Consider the following 24,092-nt stretch of genomic DNA (forward strand, 5'->3'; position numbering starts at 1 on the left):
TACAAATCTAAATATCTGCTTTATCTCTCCCCTTTGGCGAGAAAGGATATTTTATGTTCATATTCGGGAGTTAGGGTATGAGAATTTTCAGCAATAATCCTTGCATTGTCGTGTTAACCGAAAAAGACGTTTGGCTACGAGTAAACGGTAAAGAGGCTATCAATTTAAAAGCGAATCATATGGCACTCATCGCCTGTGAAAACAATATCATCGATATCTCATCGATTAATAACGCACTGGTCGCACATATTAGCCGAGATATAATTAAAGATTATCTTCGCTTTTTAAATAAAGATCTTTCAAATATTCCACTCTGGCAACGGAGTTCCTCACCGGTATTAACCGCTGAATGTGTAACCCCCGATGTCTTCCGGGTGGCAGCACAACACAGCATTGCGCATACCGACAGCCCTGGCGAAGAAGAACGTACACGCTGCCTGTTGTTCGCCGTGTTATCCCGCTTTCTCGACAGTAAGAAGTTTTTGTCCCTGCTGATGTTTATGTTGCGAAACCGCGTCAGCGACAGCGTTTACCATATTATCGAGAGTGACATTCATAAAGCGTGGAATCTTAATCAGGTCGCCCGTTGTCTCTGTCTGAGTCCAAGTTTGCTAAAGAAGAAACTCAAAAGCGAAAATACTAGCTACAGTCAAATCATCACCACTTGCCGCATGCGCTACGCTGTTAATCAACTTCTGATGGATGGCAAGAATATATCCCAGGTCTCCGAACTGTGTGGTTATAACAGTACATCTTACTTTATCTCTGTGTTCAAAGAGTATTATGGCATGACCCCGCTACATTATGTCAGCCAGTTTAAAGACCGTACGGCAGCGTGATTTTTGAGCATTTTGTAATGAGCTACGATAATATCAGCATTAGCGATAACCCACGTCGCACATAATTCAACCGACACCTGAAGGCGTATTATGAGACATCATTTATTGTTCCCTTCAGGAGATTAATTATGTCCTCGGATGCTGATGCTCACAAAGTGGGCTTAATCCCCGTCACCTTAATGGTGTCGGGGAATATCATGGGTTCAGGGGTTTTCCTGCTCCCTGCGAACCTGGCCGCCACCGGCGGGATTGCAATCTACGGATGGTTAGTCACGATTATCGGCGCGCTGGCGCTGTCGATGGTCTACGCAAAAATGTCGTCCTTAGATCCCAGTCCCGGCGGTTCTTACGCGTATGCTCGTCGTTGCTTTGGGCCGTTCCTCGGTTACCAGACCAACGTGCTGTACTGGCTGGCCTGCTGGATCGGTAACATCGCGATGGTGGTTATCGGCGTCGGTTACCTGAGCTACTTCTTCCCCATTCTGAAAGATCCGCTGGTGCTGACCCTGACCTGCGTCGTGGTGCTGTGGATCTTCGTTCTGCTCAATATTGTCGGTCCGAAAATGATCACCCGCGTTCAGGCCGTCGCCACCGTGCTGGCGCTGGTCCCCATCGTCGGTATCGCGGTGTTTGGCTGGTTCTGGTTCCGTGGCGAAACCTACATGGCGGCCTGGAACGTGAGCGGCATGAACACCTTCGGCGCGATTCAGAGCACCCTTAACGTCACCCTGTGGTCATTCATCGGGGTCGAGAGCGCCTCGGTAGCGGCAGGGGTGGTCAAAAACCCGAAACGCAATGTGCCGATTGCCACCATTGGCGGGGTGCTGATCGCGGCTGTGTGCTACGTGCTCTCCACCACCGCCATCATGGGGATGATCCCTAACGCCGCGCTGCGCGTCTCCGCTTCACCGTTCGGTGATGCGGCACGTATGGCGCTGGGTAACACCGCCGGCGCGATTGTCTCCTTCTGCGCGGCAGCAGGCTGTTTAGGTTCGCTGGGCGGCTGGACGCTGCTGGCCGGACAGACTGCAAAAGCCGCCGCCGATGACGGTCTGTTCCCACCGATTTTTGCCCGTGTAAATAAGGCGGGCACACCGGTTGCCGGGCTGATTATTGTCGGGATTCTGATGACTATCTTCCAGTTCAGCAGTATGTCGCCGAACGCCGCGAAAGAGTTTGGTCTCGTCTCTTCAGTGTCCGTCATCTTTACGCTGGTGCCTTATTTGTACACCTGTGCCGCGCTGCTGCTGCTCGGTCACGGACACTTCGGCAAAGCGCGTCCGCTCTATCTGCTGGTAACCTTTGTGGCCTTTATTTACTGCATCTGGGCAGTGGTGGGGTCCGGCGCGAAAGAGGTGATGTGGTCATTCGTGACCCTGATGATCATCACCGCGCTGTACGCCCTGAACTACAACCGGATCCACAAAAACCCCTTCCCACTGGATGCGCCGGTTAACCGCAGTTAATCCCCTCTTTTACACGATGAAGCCAACCTTAAGTTCTTAAGGTTGGCTTAACTTTACTTTGCGAGGATCTGCGCTAATTAGTCTACGGAAGCTCCACCATGTTAAAGCGCATTGTCAAAAGACCTCTTCTCAGCCTGCTGGCCTGGTTACTACTGGTTTCATTCTATTTGTCTGTTTGTCTGAACATCGCGTTCTACAAACAGGTTGAGCAGGATCTGCCGCTGGATTCCCTGCGTAACGTGCTGGTCTTCTTGTCGATGCCGGTCGTGGCGTTCAGCGTCATGAATATTGTCCTGACGCTGGCCTCTTTCCTGTGGCTGAACCGCCTGCTGGCCTGCCTGTTTATTCTAATGTCCGCGTCGGCGCAGTATTTCATCATGACCTACGGCATCATCATTGACCGCTCAATGATTGCCAATATGGTGGATACGACGCCTGCCGAAACGTTCGCCCTGATGACGCCGCGAATGGTGCTCACGCTCGGTCTTAGCGGCATTGTGGCGGCCATCGTTGCCTGCTGGATTAAAATCAAACCGACCACGCCTGTCCTGCGCAGCGTGCTGTATCGCGCTGCCAACGTGCTGGTATCCGTGTTATTGATCGTGCTGGTGGCGGCCTTTTTCTATAAAGATTACGCCTCACTGTTTCGCAACAATAAAGAACTGGTCAAAGCTCTCAGCCCGTCTAACGGCATTGTCGCCAGCTGGTCATGGTACTCCCATCAGCGCCTCGCGCACCTGCCGCTGGTACGCATCGGGGAAGACGCCCATCGTAATCCGGTGATGCAGCAAGAGAAGCGCAAAAATCTGACTATCCTGATCGTCGGTGAAACCTCACGTGGCGAAAACTACTCGCTCGGCGGCTACTCCCGCGAAACCAATCCGCTATTGGCAAAAGATAATGTGGTTTACTTCCCGCGCACCACGTCGTGTGGTACCGCCACGGCGGTCTCTGTACCATGCATGTTCTCTAACATGCCGCGTAAGCATTACGACGAAGAGCTGGCGCAGCATCAGGAAGGGATGCTCGATATTATCCAGCGCGCGGGCGTTAACGTACTGTGGAACGACAACGATGGCGGCTGTAAAGGCGCCTGCGACCGCGTGCCGCATCAGAATATGACGGCGTTAAACCTGAAAGGGGAATGCATCGACGGCGAATGCTATGACGAGGTTCTGTTCCACGGTCTGGAAGAGTACATCAACAACCTGCAAGGTGACGGGGTGATTGTACTGCATACCATCGGCAGCCACGGCCCGACCTACTACAACCGCTACCCGCCGCAGTTCAGGAAATTTACCCCAACCTGCGATACCAATGAAATCCAGACCTGTTCACAGGAACAATTAGTGAACACGTACGATAATACCGTGCTGTATGTCGACTATATTGTTGATAAAACAATTAATCTTCTGAAAGCGCATCAGGATAAATTTACCACCAGCCTGGTGTATCTTTCCGACCACGGCGAGTCGCTGGGTGAAAACGGCGTTTATCTGCACGGCCTGCCGTATGCCATTGCGCCAGACTCCCAGAAGCATGTGCCGATGCTGCTGTGGCTGTCAGAGGATTATCAGCAGCGCTATCAGGTTGATGCCAGTTGCCTGCAAAAACAGGCGCGTACTCAGGATTACTCGCAGGACAATCTTTTCTCGACCATGCTGGGACTGACCGGCGTACAGACCACGCAATATCAGGCCGCAGATGATATTCTGCAGCCCTGCAGGAGAACCACGCAATGAAAATACTGATTGTTGAAGACGATACGCTGCTTTTGCAGGGCCTGATTCTGGCGGCACAAACCGAAGGGTACGCCTGCGATGGCGTGTCGACCGCCCGTGCGGCTGAGCAATGTCTGGAAACCGGTCATTACAGTCTGGTGGTGCTGGACCTCGGCCTGCCTGACGAAGATGGCCTGCATTTCCTTGCTCGCATCCGGCAGAAAAAATATACCCTGCCGGTGCTGATCCTTACTGCGCGGGACACGCTCGGCGATAAGATTTCCGGGCTGGACGTCGGGGCCGACGATTATCTGGTGAAACCTTTCGCGCTGGAAGAGCTGCACGCCCGAATCCGCGCGCTGCTGCGTCGTCACAATAACCAGGGCGAGAGTGAACTGGTCGTCGGCAACCTGACGCTGAACATGGGCCGTCGACAGGTGTGGAAAGAGGGAGAGGAGTTAATTCTTACCCCTAAAGAGTACGCGTTGCTGTCGCGTCTGATGCTGAAATCGGGAAGCCCGGTGCACCGGGAAATTCTCTATAACGACATCTATAACTGGGATAACGAACCGTCCACCAATACCCTGGAAGTGCATATCCATAACCTGCGCGATAAAGTGGGCAAATCCCGTATTCGTACCGTGCGCGGCTTTGGCTACATGCTGGTGGCGACCGCGACTGAGGAAAGCTAATTGAATCTGAAGCGTTTTCTACGCCAGCCCATGACCCTGCGTCGGCGGCTGATGATCACCATCGGCATGATTTTGCTGGTTTTCCAGCTCATTAGCACCTTCTGGCTCTGGCATGAAAGCACTGAGCAGATCCAGCTGTTTGAACAGGCGCTGCGGGATAACCGCAATAACGATCGCCACATCATGCATGAAATCCGCGAGGCGGTCGCCAGTCTGATCGTCCCCAGCCTGTTTATGGTGGGGTTAACGCTGTTCATCTGCTATCAGGCCGTTCGCCGCATTACCCGTCCGCTCGCCAACCTGCAACACGAATTAGAAACCCGCACGGCGGATAATCTCTCCCCTATCGACATTCACAGCTCAACGGTCGAAATTGAAGCGGTCGTTTCGGCGCTCAACCAGTTGGTCAATCGACTGACCACGACCATCGAAAACGAGCGTCTGTTTACCGCCGACGTGGCGCACGAACTGCGAACACCGCTATCGGGCGTCCGTTTGCATCTGGAACTGCTGTCAAAAGCGCATCACGTGGATGTCGCGCCGCTGCTGGGTCGTCTTGATCAAATGATGGACAGCGTCTCGCAGCTTTTACAACTCGCCCGCGTGGGTCAGTCTTTTTCATCGGGAAATTATCAGCATGTCAGATTGCTGGAAGATGTGATCCTGCCGTCTTACGATGAGCTGAGCACGATGCTGGAACAGCGCGAACAGACACTCCTGCTGCCTGACAGTCAGGACGATGCGGCTGTTCAGGGCGACGCGACGCTGCTGCGGATGCTGCTGCGTAATCTGGTCGAAAATGCCCATCGCTACAGTCCGGAAGGCACCACCATCGCCATTACGCTGAACGTTGATGACGAAGCAACAATGACAATGGCGGTAGAAGATGAAGGACCGGGGATCGATGAAAGCAAGTGCGGCGAACTCAGCAAAGCCTTCGTCCGCATGGACAGCCGTTACGGTGGAATCGGTCTGGGGTTAAGCATCGTCAGCCGCATTACGCAGCTGCACCACGGGCAGTTTTTCCTGCAAAATCGCAGTGGAACCACCGGAACCCGCGCCTCGGTGCTGTTGAAGAAGGTTTAGTAGGTTGAGACCCAAATGTACAGGAAGCTACTGACAATCAGTACGCTGAATACGGTCGTTACACTTTCATAAATACGCTGTTTCATCACACTCTCCTCCAGGGTATGGAAGAGAGTGTGCCAGTCAGAGATTAAGCAAACCTTAATTTACTCGTCAATTCGCGGATGCTGCTGCACCAGGCGCGTACGCTTCGCCTGCAGGTCCGCAATCTCCTGATCGATATCCTCAATTTTCTGCTCGATATTATCGTAGTGTTCACCGAGAATTTCTTTCGCTTCCTGAATATCCGAGGCGGCGGGCGTTGCCCCTTTCAGCGGCTGATTCGCGGTCTCTTTCATGGTGATACCGGTAATGAAACCAATCACCGCAATCACCATCAGGTAGTAAGCAGGCATCATCAGATTCTGCGAGCTTTCCACCAGCCAGGCCGCCAGCGTTGGCGTCAGACCGGCAATCAGTACCGAAATATTAAATGCCGCCGCCAGCGCACTGTAACGAATATGTGTCGGGAACATGGCTGGCAATGAAGACGCCATGACCCCGGTGAAGCAGTTGAGGATCACCGCCAGCATCAGCAGACCGGCAAAAATCAGGCCGATAATATTACTGTTAATCAGAATAAAGGCCGGGATTGCCAGCGCAAACAGCGCGATGCTACCCATGATCACGAATGGACGACGACCAAAACGGTCACTCAGTAGTCCCATCACCGGCTGGACAAACAGCATCCCGATCATAATGGCGATGATAATCAGCACGCCGTGATCTTCAGAGTAATGCAGGTTATGCGACAGATAGCTCGGCATATAGGTCAACAGCATGTAGTAGGTGACGTTGGTAGCAATCACCAGGCCAATACAGGCCAACAGGCTGCGCCAGTGCTTAGTGGCGATCTCTTTAAAGGACACTTTTGGTCCGTCCTGCAAGCCTTCCCGGTCGCCCTGTTCCAGCTTATCGACGTGCTGCTGGAACGCCGGGGTCTCTTCCAGCGCATGACGCAGATAGAGTCCGATAATCCCTAACGGCAGGGCGATAAAGAACGGAATACGCCAGCCCCATTCAAGGAAGTTCTCTTCTCCGACCACCGTCGAGATCAGGACGACCACACCCGCCCCCAGCACGAACCCGGCAATGGAGCCGAAGTCCAGCCAGCTTCCCATAAAGCCGCGTTTACGGTCCGGGGAATATTCGGCCACAAAAATAGACGCGCCGGTGTACTCACCGCCGACGGAGAAGCCCTGCGCCATCTTACACAGCAGCAGCAGGATGGGTGCCCAAATGCCTATCGAGGCGTAGGACGGTATCAGACCGATACAGAAGGTACTGATCGACATAATCACGATGGTGATGGCAAGAATCTTCTGGCGACCATATTTATCGCCGAGCATACCGAAGAACAAACCACCGAGCGGACGAATCAGAAAGGGAACAGAGAAAGTAGCAAGGGCGGCAATCATCTGCACGCTGGGGTCAGCCCCCGGGAAGAACACTTTACCTAATGCGTAAGCAACAAAACCATAAACCCCAAAATCAAACCACTCCATCGCATTACCCAACGAAGCAGCGGTAATCGCCTTTCGCAATTTACCGTCATCGATAATCGTGACATCACGAAGCGTAATCGGTTTTACTTTTTTCCTTTTCAGCATAGCTGTCCTCGTAGACTAAGCCCTGTCTCGCGGCATATCGACTGCACTGGCGCACTGGGCGCAACGTCACCGTCGAGCGCGGGGTTGCTCAGACGCAACTCCTGTAACAAGCGTAGCAGGTTTACTTACACGGACTGGTTAAGGTCTGTACAACCGAACCTGTTGACGCCTGATTTGGGCGGTTAATGAGCTATCTACCCTACCAGTGTTTAAAATTGTGATCAACTTCACATATATGTTTAGGTTTCGTCAACGGAGGTAAATAAGGTGATCCTGAGTCTCTTTTTTTAAAGCACAGAGTTGTTCTTTTTTACGTTTTCGACCTCTATTTTGTTGTGCTTGCTTCATAAAAAGTCACTGCAGTTATTATTATTCTGCCAGGCAATTCCCTCTCATTTTTCACAACTTCTTTACGGTAATTTTAAATATTCAGATCGCGCGGGAATGTTTACATTGATTATGTGACAAAGATAACTAAAACATCGTTTCGTTTTGATTGAATCAACATTCCAATGAATGCAAGATAATAGTCGTTGCAATACCACCGGGAAGCGAAAAACGCCGATACACGGTGCAATCGCTACGTAGAACATAAAGAGAATGTAGGTTTCCCTGCCTTCTTTTCAGATACAACCTTCTGAATTTTAATATTTTTTTGCCACCTTACCCGTATGTTCCACGGGCAAGAAGTGAGGACATTTATGAGAATTAAAGCCACCATTGAACGCATCCCTGGTGGGATGATGTTGATTCCATTGCTGCTGGGTGCGGTTGTAAATACCCTGGCACCGAATACCGGTGCTTATTTTGGTTCCTTTACAAAAGGCATGATTACCGGCACGGTACCGATTCTTGCTGTGTGGTTCTTCTGTATTGGTGCATCAATTGATTTACGCGCAACCGGTACGGTTCTGCGTAAATCCGGCACGCTGGTCATTACCAAAATTGCCGTAGCGTGGGTAGTGGCAATGATTGCCGCCTCGTTTATTCCGGATACCGGTATTCAGACCGGTTTCTTTGCCGGTCTTTCCGTACTGGCGATTGTTTCCGCGATGGATATGACCAACGGCGGTCTGTATGCCAGCCTGATGAACCAGTACGGTACGAAAGAAGAGTCCGGCGCGTTCGTTCTGATGTCGCTGGAATCCGGTCCGCTGATGACAATGGTGATTCTGGGCGCTGCGGGTCTGGGCTCCTTTGAACCGCATCACTTTATCGGCGCAGTACTGCCGTTCCTGATCGGCTTCACGCTGGGCAACCTTGACCACGATCTGCGTGCGTTCTTCAGCAAAGCAACGCCGGTACTGATTCCGTTCTTCGGTTTTGCGCTGGGTAACACCATTAACCTGGGTGTGATTGTTGATACCGGTCTGTTGGGCATCCTGCTGGGTGTGGCGGTCATTGTCATCACCGGTATTCCACTGATTATTGCGGACCGTGTGATCGGTGGTGGTAATGGTACTGCAGGTGTCGCGGCGTCCTCTGCGGCAGGTGCCGCCGTTGCCAACCCGGTGATCATCGCGCAAATCAACCCGGCGTTTGAACCGGTTGCCGCCTCCGCGACGGCGCTGGTCGCTGCCAGCGTAGTGGTCACGGCGATTCTGGTGCCGATTATTACCGCGCTCTACGCCAAACGCTTCGCCAGGCTACCGGCTCCTGCTGGTGTGGAAGAAACGACAGCGGAATCCGCACACCACTAATCATCAGCCCTCTCCTCTCAAAACCTGAGGGGAGAGGGTGGAAACACCTCTTCAACCATCGCATCCACCAGTCGCTTTGCCGAACAGAGTCGCGGCATACCCAACGCAACCGGCTGCCAGCGCTGCGTCACAGACCAGCACACCGGATGTTTATCCGCCTCACACCAATCTCCCAACCAGCTCAGCATGTCGCTGTACTCACCTGAACCGGCGGTCGCGGTGGTACTCAACCACTGATGATAATAGTGACGCGTCGTCGGTGCGGCATTGATACTGTGGGCCAGATAGTTTGTCGCCATCGCCCGGAGATTATCTTTCAGCATCGCTGCCACGTCAGGATTCGCCAGACGACAGGCATCGCCAAACGGTCCCCAACGCAACTCTTCGAGCGCAATAAAACACCGCCCCGGCAGCGACCATCCTTCATACGCCCCCGCCAGCCATCGGGTAAATACCTGTTCACTGTGTTCCCCGGCCTGAACCGTGAGACCACGCTGGCTCAGCGCCTTCTCCTTCCAGGCACTGCGCTGGCGAAACCACTCGCTGAGGGTGGTAAGTTGCTGAACCAGTCCTGGGACGGACGGTCCGCGAGAGAGATCCGTCTGTTGAAGGACCTGAAGTCGCGCAGCGATCCGCGTCAGCGCCAGATGCCCCGGATCGAGCATACCCGCCAGCTTTTCCACCAGCTTCAGGCGCATCATCAGATGCTCGCTGAACATCCCGGCCATCGCCCACGCCCGCAACTGCGTCTGGGACAGAATCTCCTGCGTCAGGCGCTCGCGAAACTGCTGCTGTTGCAATGTGCCGTCAGCCCGTTTCGGTTCTTCTCCCTGAACCAGATCGACCATAAACTTCGGGTGGATACACTCCAGCGTCCGTCCGGGGCCTTCCAGTAACGCGTTTGTCATGTGTGTTCGGCCACAAAAAGGGTTTGAATGTCGTCACGGAGCAGGCGAGAGTCTTCATAAATCCAGGCGGTGGTGGCAATACTGTGCTGCAACTGCTGACTCAGACTCTGAACAGCCGATTCATTCTGCTGACGAACCAGCAAACTCTCGCGCAGGCTCTCCTGTAATCCCGCCAGGCACAATGAGAAATCGGCAAAAAACGTTGCCATACCTGCCGTAACTGAAACATCGACCTGCGCGGCTAAAGCTTTACGAATTTGTTGGCAGAAGTGGCTGACGTACTCTGCCAGACTCTGGTGCAGCGCATTAATATCAATCAGATAGCGTGTCTTCGCTTCGACATAATCATTCCAGCCCCAGTTCGGCTGATTCAGCCAACGAGAGAAGGTTTCACGCACCCCACTCACGCGAGGTTCGTCACTTTCGACGCGGTCCTGCTGGGCAATCGCCTCGCTGAATAACTGGCGCGTCGTGAAGTTAAACATGGAGGCGTGAAAGGCCGGAAAGCTGATTCGGGGGCGAAATCCCGCATGACTCAACTCCTCTTTCACCCGCATTTCGATAGGGCGCATCGCCTCATTCAGTGACCGGCTGAGCGTGGCTTCCAGTTGTTCAAAACGCATCGCCAGGTCGCGGCTGATGTTTTCCTGCGCCGCCAGCAGGACGCCCTCACAGGTGGAACGTAGTTTACTGAGGATCACCTGCGCCTGCGCTTCGTCATGCAGCACCAACACCTCTCCGTCAAGCTCCGCCTGCGGCAGCGGCGACCAGCTATCGCCACACGACAATTTCAGGATCTGTTCACGGCTGAAAAAAGTCCCGATGTTGCGCAAGATCGTGGCCTGCTGCTGGTTGAGAAAGTCGTTGGCCGACGTCAGCGCCAGCCCGACCTCATGGCGGATCTCGTCGCTGACGCTGTCCTGGCTCACTTTCAGTTGCTGCATGTCCGCTTCCAGACGCATGATATTTTGCTGCAGCGTGTCAAAGGCCACCGTCAGACAGTGATAGCGGAAATCCAGATATTCGCGGGCGCTGTGGGCGTAATTCAGCAATTTATGCGAGGCGGAACGCAGCGCATACAGCGACGCATTGGCATAGGCGGCATGAATTAAGGTCTGAATCGGCTGTTCAAACAACGAATCTTCCCACAGCAAATCCGCCGCATGACGCAGGTGTTCGATATCATCCAGATCGGCGCTTCGCCAGCGCCGACCGAGCGCGGCTTCAGCAAAGTCCTGTACCCAGCGCTGCTCTTCGTGATCCGGGAGATGACCGTGGTTTGCCAGCTCATGGCGTGCCCGATTGGCCAGATAACCCCACATCGAGGAGACCGGATAAATCTGCGCCGGGTTAATACAACCCTTCATCAGGGTACCGGAAATCAACGCCCTCACCTGTTCTTCATCATCGCTGTTGCGATCTTTCTGGTCGAATTTATTCACCAACGCATACAACGGCACCGATTTTCCTACTGCGGCAATGGCCTGACGCACCTCTTCATCGGAAATCGATTTCAACTGCGTATAGTCCATCACCGCCAGAACGGCGGAGGCGCGAGCCAGTTGCTCATTGAGCATTTTTTGCAGATGCGGCTGCCCGGCTTCATTTGGCCCGGGTGTGTCCAGTAACGTCAGTTGACCCGGATAGTTCTCCAGCCCCGCCAGGTGCACAAACTCCACCTCAATCACCGGAATATGTTCAATCGCCGCATAGGCAGAAAAGGGAAAATCGACCTCCAGCGCTTTCGACAGGCGCACCAAATCGTTAAGGCTTTTCAGGCAGTGAAAGATCGGCTGTGCACCAAGATAATGGCGCTCAAACGCTTCCCCTCTTTCGATGCGCTGCATGAGGCCGTTCATGTCTTTATCAATTTCCAGCACCTGCGTCAGATTCTGCCGATCGCAGGCGCGCATGCTCTCTTGCAGGGTCTTCATCAGCGCATCGATGGGCGCAACGTGGGAAAAATGCAGCACCGGTTCTTTCTGACCAGGCGTATGGCGAATGAGTGTCGGCAGCGCGGTCATTGGACGGTTGCGATTGGGCAGCACCTCCGTGCCGACAATCGCATTGATCGTCGTCGATTTTCCCGCTTTCATGGTGCCGACGATCGCCAGCACCATTTCCAGTCGCGAGATTTTTCGCAACTCATTGTTCAGCGTGGCCTGCTGGGCCTCGACACCCCGGATACTGAAATGCATGGGCTGAACGTTGAGATCGTCCTCACTTTTTAATGATGAAGTGCTCTCCAGAGTGGCCGTTGGCATTTTTTTTACGGTCTTAAGATGCTCTAAAGAGAGCATCAGCAAGCGTTCCGCTTCCTGGCTCAATTCATATATTGTCTGTGTGTACATAAAAAATGTTTCCTTAACGCAAATTTTTATTTCTTTTATTTAGCCGTTTCGTTTATTAGTGAATTCTCGGCTTTAATAATTACGTATGGAAAAAAGAACTTATTAATTAATCTATTGATATCAATGAATTTATTATTTTAATTGCTTTTTTTTGAATAACACTCAGTGGCATAAGAAAGTAAAAAATCGTAGTTCAGATTTATAAAAACCCAGGCCAATTTTGGTTAATTTTACCTACCAGAAATAAGGGGCAAGGTGAGGTAAACGAACCCTAAGTAAAACTCGCTGAGCCAATTAGTTAGAATATTTCTCGTCACCTTATCTCAAATAACAAACGGTAGCAATTTCCCTTAAAAATAATAGCGCTTTTTTTCTGTCTGGCAGACAGGTTAGGTCACAGTACGGTATTTACCTTAAAAACAGAGTAGTCCCGACAACGTTAAGGATTTTGTGTATAATTGCGTCCTTTTTCGGCAATCTGCCATTTTTTGGGCGCTTTTGCCCTTGCTGACTTTTGAGGAAATCGACATGTCATTACCCCACTGCCCACAATGCAACTCCGAATACACTTACGAAGATAACGGCATGTACATCTGCCCGGAATGCGCCCATGAATGGAACGATGCAGAACCAGCGCATGACAGCGACGAACTGATCGTTAAAGATGCCAACGGCAATCTGCTGGCTGACGGCGACAGCGTCACCGTCGTGAAAGATCTGAAAGTCAAAGGCAGCTCTTCAATGCTGAAAATCGGCACGAAAGTAAAAAACATTCGTCTGGTGGAAGGCGACCACAACATCGATTGCAAAATTGATGGCTTTGGTCCGATGAAGCTGAAATCAGAATTCGTGAAAAAGAACTGATGTAAATTGCCCGGTGGCGCTTCGCTTACCGGGCCTGCGATAACTACACTTAACTGGCTTCTCTTACCTGAGGTAAAGATTATGTCGTTAAGTCCCTACATCTCTTTTGCCGGAAACTGTGCCGACGCCATCGCGTACTATCAAAAGACGCTGGGTGCAGAACTCCTTTATAAAATCAGCTTCGGTGAAATGCCCAAACCGGCGCAGGACAGCGAAGACGGATGCCCGTCCGGAATGACATTCCCCGATACCGCTATCGCTCATGCCAACGTGCGCATTGCCAATAGCGACATCATGATGAGCGATAGCATTCCCACAGGAAACGCTCACTATTCAGGTTTCACGCTGGTCCTCGACACGCAAAATGTCAACGAAGGGAAGCAATGGTTTGACAATCTCGCCGCAGAGGGTCAAATCGAAATGGACTGGCAGGAAACCTTCTGGGCGCATGGCTTTGGCAAAGTCAGCGATCGCTACGGCGTACCGTGGATGATCAACGTCGTCAAACAACCCCAGCCAACCGAGTAACCTCACGGGAGGCATGCCTCCCGTCCTGTCATCAAACTCACCTTAACTCTTCATCGGCAGGTAACGTCCCCTTAACCCAAACGTCATATTGATCCGCCACGATAGGGCCACTTTTTTTAGAGAGGCCGCATCATGGAAACGATCATTCGCGTCGAAAAACTCTCCAAAACGTTCAATCAGCATCAGGCGCTGCATGCGGTTGATCTGAACATCTGTGCCGGTGAAATGGTCGCTCTGCTGGGGCCGTCGGGTTCCGGCAAATCCACCCTTTTACGTCATCTGAGCGGTTTGATTACCGGCGATAAATCAGCAGGTAGCCGCGTCGAACTCCTCGGTCGCACCGTTCAACACGAAGGTCGACTGGCGCGCGATATCCGCAAAAGCCGCGCGCATACCGGTTACATCTTCCAACAGTTCAATCTGGTGAATCGCCTGACAGTGCTGGAGAACGTGCTGATTGGCGCACTCGGCAGCACGCCGTTCTGGCGCACCTGTTTTAGCTGGTTTAGCGCAGCGCAGAAACAGCGCGCGCTCCAGGCACTGACTCGCGTCGGGATGGCGCACTTTGCGTACCAGCGCGTCTCTACGCTCTCCGGTGGTCAGCAGCAGCGCGTGGCCATTGCCCGGGCGCTGATGCAACAGGCCAAAGTGATCCTCGCCGACGAGCCGATTGCCTCACTGGACCCGGAATCCGCGCGCATCGTGATGGACACCCTGCGCGACATCAACCAGACCGACGGTATTACCGTCGTCGTCACGCTGCATCAGGTGGATTACGCCCTGCGCTACTGCGAACGGATTGTCGCGTTGCGTCAGGGACACGTTTTCTACGACGGCAGCAGCCAGCTCTTTGATAACGAAAGATTTGACCATCTCTACCGCAGCATGAACCGCGTCGAACAGAACGCGCAGGCTGCTTAATTCAAAAAGACCAGGCGTTATTGACGCAGACAGACTGGAGGCGGCCAGCGCGGAAAAACGGAGCGTACACATAGTACGTGAGGATGTTGAGCACTGCCCGAACTCAGGCTGGCAAGTGAAATAGCCTGGAACAACGTGAGGATAAAACATGAATTACAAGGCCGTTGCCGCGCTGGCGTTTACCAGCATGTTCAGCGTCAGTACTCTGCTCAGTCCCGCCTTTGCCGAAGAGCAGGAAAAAGCGCTGAACTTTGGCATTATTTCGACCGAATCACAGCAAAACCTGAAACCTCAATGGGATCCGTTCCTGAAGGATATGGAGAAGAAACTGGGCGTGAAAGTGAACGCTTTCTTCGCGCCGGACTACGCCGGGATCATCCAGGGTATGCGCTTTAATAAAGTCGACATCGCCTGGTACGGTAACCTGTCAGCAATGGAAGCCGTGGATCGCGCCAACGGCCAGGTCTTTGCCCAGACCGTCGCCGCCGATGGATCGCCGGGTTACTGGAGCGTGCTGATCGTCAACAAGGACAGCCCGATCAACAACCTCGACGATCTGATCGCCAAACGCAAAGATCTCACCTTTGGTAATGGCGATCCTAACTCTACCTCCGGCTATCTCGTCCCTGGCTATTACGTCTTCGCGAAAAACAATATCGCCGCCAGCGACTTCAAACGCACCGTCAACGCCGGTCATGAAACTAACGCCCTTGCGGTCGCCAACAAGCAGGTGGATGTCGCCACCAACAACACCGAGAACCTCGATAAGCTGAAAACGTCCGCGCCGGACAAGCTGAAAGCGCTGAAGGTTATCTGGAAGTCGCCGCTGATCCCAGGCGATCCGATTGTCTGGCGTAAGAACCTCTCTGAAGCCACCAAGGACAAGGTGTACGACTTCTTCATGAACTACGGCAAAACGCCGGAAGAAAAAACCGTACTGGAACGCCTGGGTTGGGCGCCGTTCCGCGCCTCCAGCGACCTGCAACTGGTGCCGATTCGCCAGCTCGCCCTGTTTAAAGAGATGCAGGGCGTGAAGGACAACAAAGGACTGAACGCTGAAGAGAAGACCAGCAAATCGTCTGCGATTAAAGCGCAACTGGACGATCTTGACCGTCTGACTGCGGCGCTGAGCGCCATGACCAGCGTCACCAAAGCGGTGCAGTAAACCTGACGCCCGCTGGCGCTTCACTTACCGGGCCTACAAACGTAGGCCGGATAAGGCGGAGCCGCCTTCCGCCAATAACGTACGCACGGAGCTAAACATGCAAACCATCACCGTTGCCCCGCCAAAGCGCAGTTGGTTCTCGCTCGTCAGTTGGGCCATTCTGCTCGCCGTGCTGGTCGTGTCGTGGAAAGGCGCCGAAATGGCCCCGCTCACGCTGATTCAGGATTCCGCCAACATGGCGACGTTTGCCGCCGACTTCTTTCCGCCGGACTTTAGCCAGTGGCAGGACTACCTCGGCGAAATGGCGGTGACCCTGCAAATCGCCATCTGGGGAACCGCGCTGGCCGTGATCCTCTCCATTCCTTTCGGCCTGATGTGCGCCGACAACCTCGTGCCCTGGTGGATCTACCAGCCGATGCGCCGTCTGATGGATGCCTGCCGCGCCATTAACGAAATGGTGTTTGCGATGCTATTTGTGGTCGCTGTCGGCCTCGGTCCGTTTGCGGGCGTCATGGCGCTGTTTATCCATACCACCGGCGTGCTCTCCAAGCTGCTGTCCGAAGCGGTGGAAGCCATTGAACCCGGTCCGGTTGAAGGCATTCGCGCCACTGGCGCTAACAAAATTGAAGAAATTCTTTACGGTGTACTGCCCCAGGTGATGCCGCTGCTGATCTCCTATTCGCTGTACCGCTTTGAATCCAACGTCCGCTCAGCAACCGTCGTCGGGATGGTGGGCGCAGGCGGCATTGGCGTCACGTTGTGGGAGGCAATTCGCGGTTTCCAGTTCCAGCAAACCTGCGCCCTGATGGTGTTAATCATTGTGACCGTCAGCCTGCTGGATTTTCTCTCCCAGCGTTTACGTAAGCACTTTATCTGATTAGCGAGGCATTGATTGCTATGCACTTGTCTACACATCCGACCAGTTATCCGACGCGTTATCAGGAGATTGCCGCGAGACTTGAGCAGGAGCTACGTCAACATTACCGCTGCGGCGACTATCTGCCCGCCGAGCATCAGCTTGCCGCGCGTTATGAGGTTAATCGCCACACCCTGCGCCGCGCCATCGATCAGTTGGTGGAACGCGGCTGGGTCCAGCGTCGTCAGGGCGTCGGCGTACTGGTGCTGATGCGCCCGTTCGATTATCCGCTTAACGCCCAGGCACGCTTCAGTCAGAACCTGTTGGATCAGGGAAGTCATCCCACCAGCGAAAAACGGCTGGCGGTACTGCGCCCGGCCTCCCGTCACGTTGCCGATGCGCTCAGCGTGCAGGAAGGCGATAACGTCATCCACTTGCGCACCTTGCGGCGGGTAAACGGCATCGCCCTGTGTCTGATTGACCATTACTTTTCCGACCTGACCCTCTGGCCGCTGCTGCAGGGTTTTAACCACGGCTCGCTGCACGACTATTTGCGCGAACAGTCCGGCCTGACGCTCAAGCGCACCCAGACGCGCATCAGCGCCCGGCGTGCGCAGGCGAAAGAGAGCAAGGTGCTGGAAATCCCCAACATGGCGCCGCTGCTCTGCGTGCGCACCCTGAACCACCGTGAAGGCGAGGAACGTGCGATGGAGTATTCCGTCAGCCTGACCCGCGCCGACATGATCGAATTCACTATGGAGCACTGAATGCATTTCGATACCGCCACCCGCCAGCGCTGGATGCGCGCGCTGGCTTACAGCAAGGCCGATGCCCTGAATGCGCGACTCCAGGCGTTAAAGCTGGCACCGGAATATGAACTGATTCGCCCCCCGGAATGCGGACTGATGCAAATTCAGGCGCGCATGGGCGGCACCGGCAACCGTTTCTTTGCCGGAGACACCACGCTGACCCGCGCGGTGGTTCGCCTGAAAAGCGGCACGCTGGGTTACAGCTACCTGCTGGGACGCAACAAACGCCACGCCGAGCAGTGCGCCGTTATCGACGCTTTACTGCAGGAACAGACACATTTCCAGAACCTGATGGAAACCTTAATTAGCCCGCTGGAAGCAGAACGCGATGCGGAAATCACCGCCCGTCGCGCCGAGGTCAACGCCAGCCGGGTCGACTTCTTTACGCTGGTGCGCGGAGATAACGAATGACCCTACAGACCGCCTTTACCCTGCCCGTCCAGGACGCCCAACAAAGCTTTCGCCGTCTGCTGAAAGCGATGAGCGAACCGGGGGTGATTGTTGCCTTACATCAATTGAAACACGGCTGGCAGCCGTTGAATCTGGCGACCACCAGCGTCCTGCTGACGTTAGTCGACGGCGATACGCCGGTGTGGCTGTCGCCTGCGATGAATAACGACATCGCCAGCCAGAACCTGCGTTTTCACACCAATGCTCCGATGGTCGAACAACCCCAACTGGCGGCCTATGCCGTAGCAGACGAGCGCATCAGCAGCGAACAGCTTAATGCGCTTTCTGCCGGTTCTGCGGTCGCGCCAGAAAACAGCGCCACGCTCATCGTGCAGGTTTCCAGTCTGAGCGGTGGGCGGATGTTACGCCTGACCGGGGCTGGTATCGCCGAAGAGCGAATGATCGCACCACAGTTACCAGACTGCCTGATCCACGAACTCACCGAACGTCCGCATCCGTTCCCGCTGGGCGTTGACCTCATCCTCACCTGCGGCGAACGGCTGCTGGCTATCCCGAGAACCACCCATGTGGAGGTGTGCTGATGTACGTAGCCGTCAAAGGGGGCGAGAAGGCGATAGCCAACGCCCATGCGTTACAGGAGCAGCGACGCCGGGGCGACGATACCGTTGCCGAACTGAGCGTGGCGCAGATCGAACAACAGATGAATCTGGCTGTTGATCGCGTCATGACCGAAGGCGGTATTGCCGATCGCGAACTGGCGGCGCTGGCGCTCAAGCAGGCCAGCGGCGATAACGTCGAAGCCATCTTTCTGCTGCGTGCTTACCGCACCACGCTGGCAAAGCTGGCGGTAAGCGAACCGCTGAACAGTGGGGAAATGCGCCTGGAACGCCGTATCTCAGCAGTCTATAAGGATATTCCGGGCGGACAGCTGTTAGGACCAACCTACGACTACACCCATCGTCTGCTCGATTTTACGCTGCTGGCGAATGGCGAAACGCCGCCGCTGCGGACTACAGAAAGTACACAGGACGCCGCCCCGCACGTCTTTTCGCTGCTGGCGAATCAAGGGCTGGCGAAGCCCGAAGAAGATAACGGCGCCACGCCGGATGACATCACCCGCACGCCGCCGGTTTACCCCTGCTCCCGTGCATCACGCCTGCAACAGCTGATGCGCGGCGATGAGGGCTATCTGCTGGCGCTGGCCTACTCCACCCAACGCGGCTACGGGCGCAATCACCCCTTCGCAGCCGAAATCCGTAGTGGGTACGTTGCGCTGGAAACGGTACCGGAAGAGCTGGGATTTGCGGTCAACGTCGGCGAAGTGCTGATGACCGAATGTGAAATGGTCAACGGCTTTGTCGCCCCGGACAACGATGCGCCTCACTTTACCCGCGGCTACGGACTGGTGTTCGGCATGAGCGAACGCAAAGCGATGGCAATGGCGCTGGTGGACAGAGCCCTACAGGCACCCGACTACGATGAAACGGTCACAGGACCGGCGCAGGACGAAGAGTTCGTGCTGGCGCACGCGGATAACGTCGAGGCGGCGGGTTTTGTTTCGCACCTCAAGCTCCCCCACTACGTCGATTTCCAGGCCGAGCTGGAACTGCTCAAACGCCTGCAACAGGAGGCCGCCCGTGACCACTAACCTCTTCGGCTACAACTTTGCTTATCTGGATGAGCAAACCAAACGCATGATCCGTCGCGCGATCCTCAAAGCGGTGGCGATCCCCGGCTATCAGGTGCCATTCGGTGGCCGCGAAATGCCGATGCCTTACGGCTGGGGAACCGGTGGGATCCAGATTACCGCCAGCGTGATTGGTGAACCGGACGTGCTGAAGGTTATCGATCAGGGCGCAGATGACACCACCAACGCGGTATCGATCCGCAACTTCTTCAAACGCATCACCGGGGTCAATACCACCGAGCGCACGGAAGACGCCACGTTAATCCAGACCCGTCACCGGATCCCGGAAACGCCGCTGACGGAAGATCAGATCCTGATCTTCCAGGTGCCGATCCCTGAACCGCTGCGTTTTATCGAACCTCGCGAAACGGAAACCCGCACTATGCATGCGCTGGAGGAGTACGGGATCATGCAGGTGAAGCTGTATGAAGATATCGCCCGCTTTGGCCATATCGCCACCACTTACGCCTACCCAGTGAAAGTCAACGGACGGTATGTGATGGACCCGTCGCCGATCCCGAAATTCGACAACCCGAAGATGGACATGATGCCCGCCCTTCAGTTATTTGGCGCGGGACGCGAAAAACGCATCTATGCCGTACCGCCGTATACCCGCGTGGAAAGTCTCGATTTCGACGATCATCCGTTCACCGTACAGACCTGGGATGAGCCCTGCGCCATCTGCGGTTCAACGCACAGTTATCTTGATGAAGTGGTGCTCGATGACACCGGCAAACGCATGTTTGTCTGCTCCGACACCGACTACTGCCGCCAACAGAGCGAGGCACTCAGCCAATGACGCAACCGTTGCTTTCGGTTAATAACCTGACCCATCTCTACGCGCCGGGCAAAGGCTTCAGCGATGTCTCCTTTGACCTGTGGCCTGGCGAAGTGCTGGGCATTGTCGGGGAGTCCGGTTCCGGCAAAACCACCCTGCTGAAATCCCTCTCCTCGCGCCTGACGCCGCAGTCGGGCGAGATTCAGTACCAGAACCGTTCACTGTACGCCATGAGCGAAGCCGACCGCCGCCGCCTGTTGCGCACTGAATGGGGCGTGGTACATCAGCACCCGTTGGATGGCCTGCGTCGTCAGGTCTCGGCGGGCGGTAATATCGGCGAACGCCTGATGGCGACCGGCGCACGCCACTACGGCGAGATCCGCGCCACCGCCCAGCGCTGGCTGGAGGAGGTCGAAATTCCGGCCTCTCGTATCGACGATCTGCCGACCACCTTTTCCGGCGGTATGCAGCAGCGTCTGCAGATCGCCCGCAACCTCGTCACCCACCCGAAGCTGGTATTTATGGATGAGCCGACCGGCGGTCTCGACGTCTCCGTCCAGGCGAAACTGTTGGATCTGCTGCGCGGGCTGGTGGTGGAACTGGATCTGGCGGTGGTGATTGTCACTCACGATTTAGGCGTGGCGCGCCTGTTGGCAGACCGTCTGCTGGTGATGAAACAGGGTCAGGTGGTGGAAAGTGGATTAACCGACCGCGTGCTCGACGATCCACATCATCCGTATACCCAGTTGCTGGTGTCGTCCGTATTGCAGAACTGATTTTTTGTTTTGCCGGATGGCGGCTGCGCCTTATCCGGCAATCGAATGCACCAATGCTTAAAGAGGCTAAAAATGAACGCGATCCGCGTTGAAAACGTCAGTAAAACCTTTGTGCTCCACCAGCAAAACGGCGTGCGCCTGCCGGTGCTGCAAAATGCCTCGCTGGAAGTCAAAAACGGTGAATGCGTCGTTCTATATGGCCATTCCGGCAGCGGAAAATCGACGCTGCTGCGTTCGCTGTATGCCAATTATCTGCCCGATGAGGGGCATATTCACATTCGCCATCACAACGAATGGGTGGATCTGGTGCACGCTCCGGCGCGCAAAGTGCGGGAAGTCCGCCGCGCCACGATAGGTTGGGTGAGCCAGTTTCTGCGGGTGATCCCACGGATCTCCGCGCTGGACGTAGTAATGCAGCCGCTGCTGGATCTCGGCGTACCGCGCGAGGCGTGCGCCGCCAAAGCCGCAAGCCTGTTGACCCGTCTGAACGTGCCGGAACGCTTGTGGCACCTCGCCCCATCAACCTTTTCCGGCGGTGAACAACAGCGCGTGAACATCGCGCGCGGATTTATCGTCGATTATCCGATTCTGTTACTCGACGAACCGACCGCGTCGTTGGATGCCAGAAACAGTGCCGCCGTGGTGGCGCTGATTGAAGAGGCGAAAGCGCGGGGTGCGGCCATTGTCGGCATTTTTCACGATCAAACTGTGCGCGACCGCGTAGCGGATCGTTTGCACCTGATGGGAACAACACCATGATTATCAATAATGTAAAGCTGGTGCTGGAAGATGAAGTGGTGCAGGGATCGCTGGAAATGCAGGATGGCGTGATTCGCGCGTTTGCGCAAAGTCAGAGCCGTCTTCCGCAAGCGCTGGACGGAGAAGGCGGCTGGCTGCTACCGGGGCTGATTGAGTTGCACACCGATAATCTCGACAAATTCTTTACCCCACGGCCGAAAGTGGACTGGCCCGCCCATTCCGCAATGAGCAGCCACGACGCGCTGATGGTCGCCAGCGGTATCACCACCGTGCTGGACGCGGTGGCGATTGGCGATGTCCGCGACGGCGGCGATCGTCTGGAAAACCTGGAGAAAATGATTAACGCCGTAGAGGAGACGCAAAAGCGTGGGGTGAACCGCGCCGAGCATCGCCTGCATCTGCGCTGCGAACTGCCGCACCACGCCACGCTGCCGCTGTTCGAGAAGCTGATCAGCCGCGAACCGGTCACGCTGGTTTCGCTGATGGATCACTCGCCGGGCCAGCGTCAGTTCGCCAACCGCGAGAAGTATCGTGAATATTATCAGGGTAAATATTCGCTGACCGATGAACAGATGACGCGTTACGAAGAGGAACAACTGGCCCTGGCGGCTCGCTGGTCGCAGCCCAACCGGACTGCCATCGCGCAACTGTGCCGCGAGCGCAACATTGCACTGGCAAGCCATGATGACGCCACCTCCGGGCATGTGCAGGAATCCCACCAGCTTGGCAGCGTGATCGCCGAATTTCCCACCACGTTCGAAGCCGCAGAAGCCTCGCGCCAGCACGGCATGAACGTACTGATGGGCGCACCGAACATTGTGCGCGGTGGCTCTCATTCCGGCAACGTCGCGGCGCACACGCTGGCAGAATTGGGGTTGCTGGATATCCTCTCGTCAGATTACTACCCCGCCAGCCTGCTGGATGCCGCGTTTCGCGTCGCAGACGACGCGGCTAACCGTTTCACCCTGCCGCAGGCGATCCGCCTGGTGACCGCCAACCCGGCGCGGGCGCTCAGTCTCCGCGATCGCGGCGTGATCGCCGAAGGTAAGCGCGCCGATCTGGTACTGGCGCACCGTAAAGGCGATCACATCCACATCGACCACGTCTGGCGCCAGGGAAAGAGGGTGTTCTGAGTATGGGAAAACTGATCTGGCTGATGGGGCCGTCCGGCTCCGGGAAGGACAGTTTGCTGACCGCACTCCGTCAGCAAGAACATGCGCAACTCCTGGTGGCGCACCGTTATATCACTCGCGCGGCGAATGCCGGGAACGAAAATCATGTCGCCCTGAGCGAGCAAGAGTTTTTCACCCGCGCCGGGCATAACCTGCTGGCGCTAAGCTGGCATGCTAACGGCTTTTATTATGGCGTCGGCGTGGAGATCGATCTCTGGCTTAACGGCGGCTTCGACGTGGTGGTCAACGGCTCACGCGCGCATCTGCCCCAGGCGCAGGCGCGCTACGGCACGGCGCTGCTGCCGGTCTGCTTGCAGGTCTCCCCTACGATTTTGCGCCAGCGCTTACAGGCGCGCGGGAGGGAAAGCGAACCCGAGATTGCCGCGCGTCTCGAACGCGCCGCCCGCTACGCCCCGTTTGGCTGCCATACGCTCAATAACGACGGCAGTTTGCACCAGTCCGTCGATTCGCTGTTAACGTTAATGGGACGCAAGGAGCCACGCCATGTCTGCCTGTGAACTTCGTCGCGCCACCGGACAAGACGCCGGGGCCGTGTACGCGCTCATCTGCGAACTGAAGCAAGCCCAGTTTGATTACCCGACCTTTTGCGCCGGATTCACCGCCAATTTGCAGGATGACCGACTGCGTTATCAGTTGGCGCTGCTTGAGGGCCAGGCGGTTGGACTCATTGGCCTGCATCTGCAGTATCATTTACACCACGCCAACTGGATTGGCGAGATTCAGGAACTGGTGGTGATGCCGCAGGCTCGGGGTCTGAAAATCGGTAGCCAGTTACTGGCATGGGCAGAACAGGAAGCCCGCGAGGCAGGCGCAGAGATGACAGAGCTGTCCACCAGCGTGAAGCGTCATGACGCCCACCGTTTTTATCGGCGCGAAGGCTACGAACAAAGTCATTTTCGCTTCACAAAAGCATTGTGAGGTACGTAGGCCGGA

25 protein-coding genes are annotated in these 24,092 nt (G+C 55.2%); 21 read left to right on the forward strand and 4 right to left on the reverse strand.

Features of this window, described 5'->3' with window-relative positions; genetic code table 11:
• Window positions 1-77: 77 nt before the first annotated feature.
• The 5 genes from KI228_RS19960 to pmrB all read left to right on the forward strand — a co-directional run bounded on the left by KI228_RS19960 (window position 78) and on the right by pmrB (window position 5,804).
• The gene (locus KI228_RS19960; protein ID WP_042999096.1) at window positions 78-839 is read left to right on the forward strand and encodes an AraC family transcriptional regulator; all 762 of its coding nucleotides are present in this window, start codon (window positions 78-80) and stop codon (window positions 837-839) included.
• Between the two features lie 128 nt (window positions 840-967).
• Entirely contained in the window at window positions 968-2,305 is a 1,338-nt protein-coding gene (gene adiC, locus KI228_RS19965; protein ID WP_042999095.1) for an arginine/agmatine antiporter, read from the forward strand.
• Window positions 2,306-2,403: 98 nt separating this feature from the next.
• A complete protein-coding gene (gene eptA / locus KI228_RS19970; RefSeq protein WP_141227664.1) occupies window positions 2,404-4,047 on the forward strand; it encodes a phosphoethanolamine transferase EptA in 1,644 nt (547 codons plus the stop codon).
• Window positions 4,044-4,718 carry a two-component system response regulator BasR gene (gene basR / locus KI228_RS19975; protein ID WP_042999093.1) on the forward strand — a complete coding sequence of 225 codons (675 nt, stop codon included), beginning with the start codon at window positions 4,044-4,046 and terminating at the stop codon, window positions 4,716-4,718. Before eptA ends, basR begins: the two co-directional genes overlap by 4 nt.
• Window positions 4,719-5,804 (forward strand): two-component system sensor histidine kinase PmrB, encoded by a 1,086-nt coding sequence (gene pmrB, locus KI228_RS19980; protein WP_042999092.1) that lies wholly within the window; start codon window positions 4,719-4,721, stop codon window positions 5,802-5,804.
• Here pmrB and pmrR read toward each other — a convergent pair.
• Both pmrR and proP read right to left on the reverse strand, forming a co-directional pair.
• On the reverse strand, window positions 5,801-5,890 hold the full coding sequence (pmrR, locus tag KI228_RS19985) for an LpxT activity modulator PmrR (protein ID WP_042999091.1): 90 nt from the start codon (window positions 5,888-5,890) through the stop codon (window positions 5,801-5,803). The genes pmrB and pmrR overlap by 4 nt on opposite strands.
• 60 nt (window positions 5,891-5,950) lie before the next feature.
• Window positions 5,951-7,453: a glycine betaine/L-proline transporter ProP gene (gene proP / locus KI228_RS19990; RefSeq protein WP_042321219.1), complete on the reverse strand. Its 1,503-nt coding sequence runs from the start codon at window positions 7,451-7,453 to the stop codon at window positions 5,951-5,953.
• Window positions 7,454-8,154: 701 nt separating this feature from the next.
• Here proP and kdgT point away from each other — a divergent pair.
• On the forward strand, window positions 8,155-9,153 hold the full coding sequence (gene kdgT / locus KI228_RS19995; protein WP_042999090.1) for a 2-keto-3-deoxygluconate transporter: 999 nt from the start codon (window positions 8,155-8,157) through the stop codon (window positions 9,151-9,153).
• Between the two features lie 17 nt (window positions 9,154-9,170).
• Here the strand turns inward: kdgT and KI228_RS20000 are convergent, their stop codons facing one another.
• Together KI228_RS20000 and crfC are read right to left on the reverse strand one after the other, a co-directional pair.
• A complete protein-coding gene (locus tag KI228_RS20000) occupies window positions 9,171-10,061 on the reverse strand; it encodes a diguanylate cyclase regulator RdcB family protein (protein ID WP_061069537.1) in 891 nt (296 codons plus the stop codon).
• Window positions 10,058-12,412 (reverse strand): clamp-binding protein CrfC, encoded by a 2,355-nt coding sequence (gene crfC, locus KI228_RS20005; protein ID WP_141227665.1) that lies wholly within the window; start codon window positions 12,410-12,412, stop codon window positions 10,058-10,060. The genes KI228_RS20000 and crfC overlap by 4 nt, the downstream gene beginning before the upstream one ends.
• 528 nt (window positions 12,413-12,940) lie before the next feature.
• Here crfC and KI228_RS20010 point away from each other — a divergent pair.
• The 15 genes from KI228_RS20010 (at window position 12,941) to phnO (ending at window position 24,077) form a co-directional block, all read left to right on the forward strand.
• On the forward strand, window positions 12,941-13,276 hold the full coding sequence (locus KI228_RS20010; RefSeq protein ID WP_042999087.1) for a zinc ribbon domain-containing protein YjdM: 336 nt from the start codon (window positions 12,941-12,943) through the stop codon (window positions 13,274-13,276).
• Between the two features lie 81 nt (window positions 13,277-13,357).
• Window positions 13,358-13,804 (forward strand): VOC family metalloprotein YjdN, encoded by a 447-nt coding sequence (gene yjdN, locus KI228_RS20015; RefSeq protein WP_044257322.1) that lies wholly within the window; start codon window positions 13,358-13,360, stop codon window positions 13,802-13,804.
• Between the two features lie 132 nt (window positions 13,805-13,936).
• Complete coding sequence (gene phnC, locus KI228_RS20020) at window positions 13,937-14,725, forward strand: phosphonate ABC transporter ATP-binding protein (protein WP_044264080.1); 789 nt, start codon at window positions 13,937-13,939, stop codon at window positions 14,723-14,725.
• Window positions 14,726-14,873: 148 nt separating this feature from the next.
• Window positions 14,874-15,890 (forward strand): phosphonate ABC transporter substrate-binding protein, encoded by a 1,017-nt coding sequence (gene phnD / locus KI228_RS20025; protein WP_042999084.1) that lies wholly within the window; start codon window positions 14,874-14,876, stop codon window positions 15,888-15,890.
• A 97-nt stretch (window positions 15,891-15,987) separates the two neighbouring features.
• Complete coding sequence (gene phnE / locus KI228_RS20030; protein WP_061069536.1) at window positions 15,988-16,767, forward strand: phosphonate ABC transporter, permease protein PhnE; 780 nt, start codon at window positions 15,988-15,990, stop codon at window positions 16,765-16,767.
• A 20-nt stretch (window positions 16,768-16,787) separates the two neighbouring features.
• Window positions 16,788-17,513: a phosphonate metabolism transcriptional regulator PhnF gene (gene phnF, locus KI228_RS20035; RefSeq protein WP_044257327.1), complete on the forward strand. Its 726-nt coding sequence runs from the start codon at window positions 16,788-16,790 to the stop codon at window positions 17,511-17,513.
• Window positions 17,514-17,966: a phosphonate C-P lyase system protein PhnG gene (phnG, locus tag KI228_RS20040; protein ID WP_061069535.1), complete on the forward strand. Its 453-nt coding sequence runs from the start codon at window positions 17,514-17,516 to the stop codon at window positions 17,964-17,966.
• Window positions 17,963-18,547: a phosphonate C-P lyase system protein PhnH gene (gene phnH / locus KI228_RS20045; protein ID WP_042999080.1), complete on the forward strand. Its 585-nt coding sequence runs from the start codon at window positions 17,963-17,965 to the stop codon at window positions 18,545-18,547. Before phnG ends, phnH begins: the two co-directional genes overlap by 4 nt.
• On the forward strand, window positions 18,547-19,614 hold the full coding sequence (locus tag KI228_RS20050) for a carbon-phosphorus lyase complex subunit (protein ID WP_044257330.1): 1,068 nt from the start codon (window positions 18,547-18,549) through the stop codon (window positions 19,612-19,614). The genes phnH and KI228_RS20050 overlap by 1 nt, the downstream gene beginning before the upstream one ends.
• Window positions 19,615-19,660: 46 nt before the next feature.
• Complete coding sequence (phnJ, locus tag KI228_RS20055; RefSeq protein WP_235188474.1) at window positions 19,661-20,452, forward strand: alpha-D-ribose 1-methylphosphonate 5-phosphate C-P-lyase PhnJ; 792 nt, start codon at window positions 19,661-19,663, stop codon at window positions 20,450-20,452.
• A complete protein-coding gene (gene phnK / locus KI228_RS20060; protein WP_061069534.1) occupies window positions 20,449-21,207 on the forward strand; it encodes a phosphonate C-P lyase system protein PhnK in 759 nt (252 codons plus the stop codon). The genes phnJ and phnK overlap by 4 nt, the downstream gene beginning before the upstream one ends.
• 72 nt (window positions 21,208-21,279) lie before the next feature.
• Window positions 21,280-21,966 (forward strand): phosphonate C-P lyase system protein PhnL, encoded by a 687-nt coding sequence (gene phnL, locus KI228_RS20065; protein ID WP_090050333.1) that lies wholly within the window; start codon window positions 21,280-21,282, stop codon window positions 21,964-21,966.
• Window positions 21,963-23,099, forward strand: coding sequence for an alpha-D-ribose 1-methylphosphonate 5-triphosphate diphosphatase (gene phnM / locus KI228_RS20070; protein ID WP_042999075.1), 1,137 nt, complete (start codon window positions 21,963-21,965; stop codon window positions 23,097-23,099). Before phnL ends, phnM begins: the two co-directional genes overlap by 4 nt.
• A 2-nt stretch (window positions 23,100-23,101) precedes the next feature.
• Entirely contained in the window at window positions 23,102-23,656 is a 555-nt protein-coding gene (gene phnN / locus KI228_RS20075; RefSeq protein ID WP_042999074.1) for a ribose 1,5-bisphosphokinase, read from the forward strand.
• Complete coding sequence (phnO, locus tag KI228_RS20080; RefSeq protein ID WP_044257341.1) at window positions 23,643-24,077, forward strand: aminoalkylphosphonate N-acetyltransferase; 435 nt, start codon at window positions 23,643-23,645, stop codon at window positions 24,075-24,077. The genes phnN and phnO overlap by 14 nt, the downstream gene beginning before the upstream one ends.
• Window positions 24,078-24,092: the final 15 nt, after the last annotated feature.

This window comes from Citrobacter amalonaticus, assembly GCF_018323885.1.
Taxonomy (GTDB): domain Bacteria; phylum Pseudomonadota; class Gammaproteobacteria; order Enterobacterales; family Enterobacteriaceae; genus Citrobacter_A; species Citrobacter_A amalonaticus.

Excerpts from the sequence above, each read along its gene's own strand:
- phnJ (WP_235188474.1), top strand. The coding sequence starts at position 19,661 with ATGATCCGTCGCGCGATCCTCAAAGCGGTGGCGATCCCCGGCTATCAG.
- yjdN (WP_044257322.1), top strand. The coding sequence starts at position 13,358 with ATGTCGTTAAGTCCCTACATCTCTTTTGCCGGAAACTGTGCCGACGCC.
- phnH (WP_042999080.1), top strand. The coding sequence starts at position 17,963 with ATGACCCTACAGACCGCCTTTACCCTGCCCGTCCAGGACGCCCAACAA.
- kdgT (WP_042999090.1), top strand. The coding sequence starts at position 8,155 with ATGAGAATTAAAGCCACCATTGAACGCATCCCTGGTGGGATGATGTTG.
- KI228_RS19960 (WP_042999096.1), top strand. The coding sequence starts at position 78 with ATGAGAATTTTCAGCAATAATCCTTGCATTGTCGTGTTAACCGAAAAA.
- crfC (WP_141227665.1), bottom strand. The coding sequence starts at position 12,412 with ATGTACACACAGACAATATATGAATTGAGCCAGGAAGCGGAACGCTTG.
- phnD (WP_042999084.1), top strand. The coding sequence starts at position 14,874 with ATGAATTACAAGGCCGTTGCCGCGCTGGCGTTTACCAGCATGTTCAGC.
- basR (WP_042999093.1), top strand. The coding sequence starts at position 4,044 with ATGAAAATACTGATTGTTGAAGACGATACGCTGCTTTTGCAGGGCCTG.
- phnN (WP_042999074.1), top strand. The coding sequence starts at position 23,102 with ATGGGAAAACTGATCTGGCTGATGGGGCCGTCCGGCTCCGGGAAGGAC.
- phnG (WP_061069535.1), top strand. The coding sequence starts at position 17,514 with ATGCATTTCGATACCGCCACCCGCCAGCGCTGGATGCGCGCGCTGGCT.
- adiC (WP_042999095.1), top strand. The coding sequence starts at position 968 with ATGTCCTCGGATGCTGATGCTCACAAAGTGGGCTTAATCCCCGTCACC.
- phnK (WP_061069534.1), top strand. The coding sequence starts at position 20,449 with ATGACGCAACCGTTGCTTTCGGTTAATAACCTGACCCATCTCTACGCG.
- pmrR (WP_042999091.1), bottom strand. The coding sequence starts at position 5,890 with ATGAAACAGCGTATTTATGAAAGTGTAACGACCGTATTCAGCGTACTG.
- phnE (WP_061069536.1), top strand. The coding sequence starts at position 15,988 with ATGCAAACCATCACCGTTGCCCCGCCAAAGCGCAGTTGGTTCTCGCTC.
- phnF (WP_044257327.1), top strand. The coding sequence starts at position 16,788 with ATGCACTTGTCTACACATCCGACCAGTTATCCGACGCGTTATCAGGAG.
- phnL (WP_090050333.1), top strand. The coding sequence starts at position 21,280 with ATGAACGCGATCCGCGTTGAAAACGTCAGTAAAACCTTTGTGCTCCAC.
- KI228_RS20000 (WP_061069537.1), bottom strand. The coding sequence starts at position 10,061 with ATGACAAACGCGTTACTGGAAGGCCCCGGACGGACGCTGGAGTGTATC.
- phnO (WP_044257341.1), top strand. The coding sequence starts at position 23,643 with ATGTCTGCCTGTGAACTTCGTCGCGCCACCGGACAAGACGCCGGGGCC.
- KI228_RS20010 (WP_042999087.1), top strand. The coding sequence starts at position 12,941 with ATGTCATTACCCCACTGCCCACAATGCAACTCCGAATACACTTACGAA.
- eptA (WP_141227664.1), top strand. The coding sequence starts at position 2,404 with ATGTTAAAGCGCATTGTCAAAAGACCTCTTCTCAGCCTGCTGGCCTGG.
- proP (WP_042321219.1), bottom strand. The coding sequence starts at position 7,453 with ATGCTGAAAAGGAAAAAAGTAAAACCGATTACGCTTCGTGATGTCACG.
- phnM (WP_042999075.1), top strand. The coding sequence starts at position 21,963 with ATGATTATCAATAATGTAAAGCTGGTGCTGGAAGATGAAGTGGTGCAG.
- KI228_RS20050 (WP_044257330.1), top strand. The coding sequence starts at position 18,547 with ATGTACGTAGCCGTCAAAGGGGGCGAGAAGGCGATAGCCAACGCCCAT.
- phnC (WP_044264080.1), top strand. The coding sequence starts at position 13,937 with ATGGAAACGATCATTCGCGTCGAAAAACTCTCCAAAACGTTCAATCAG.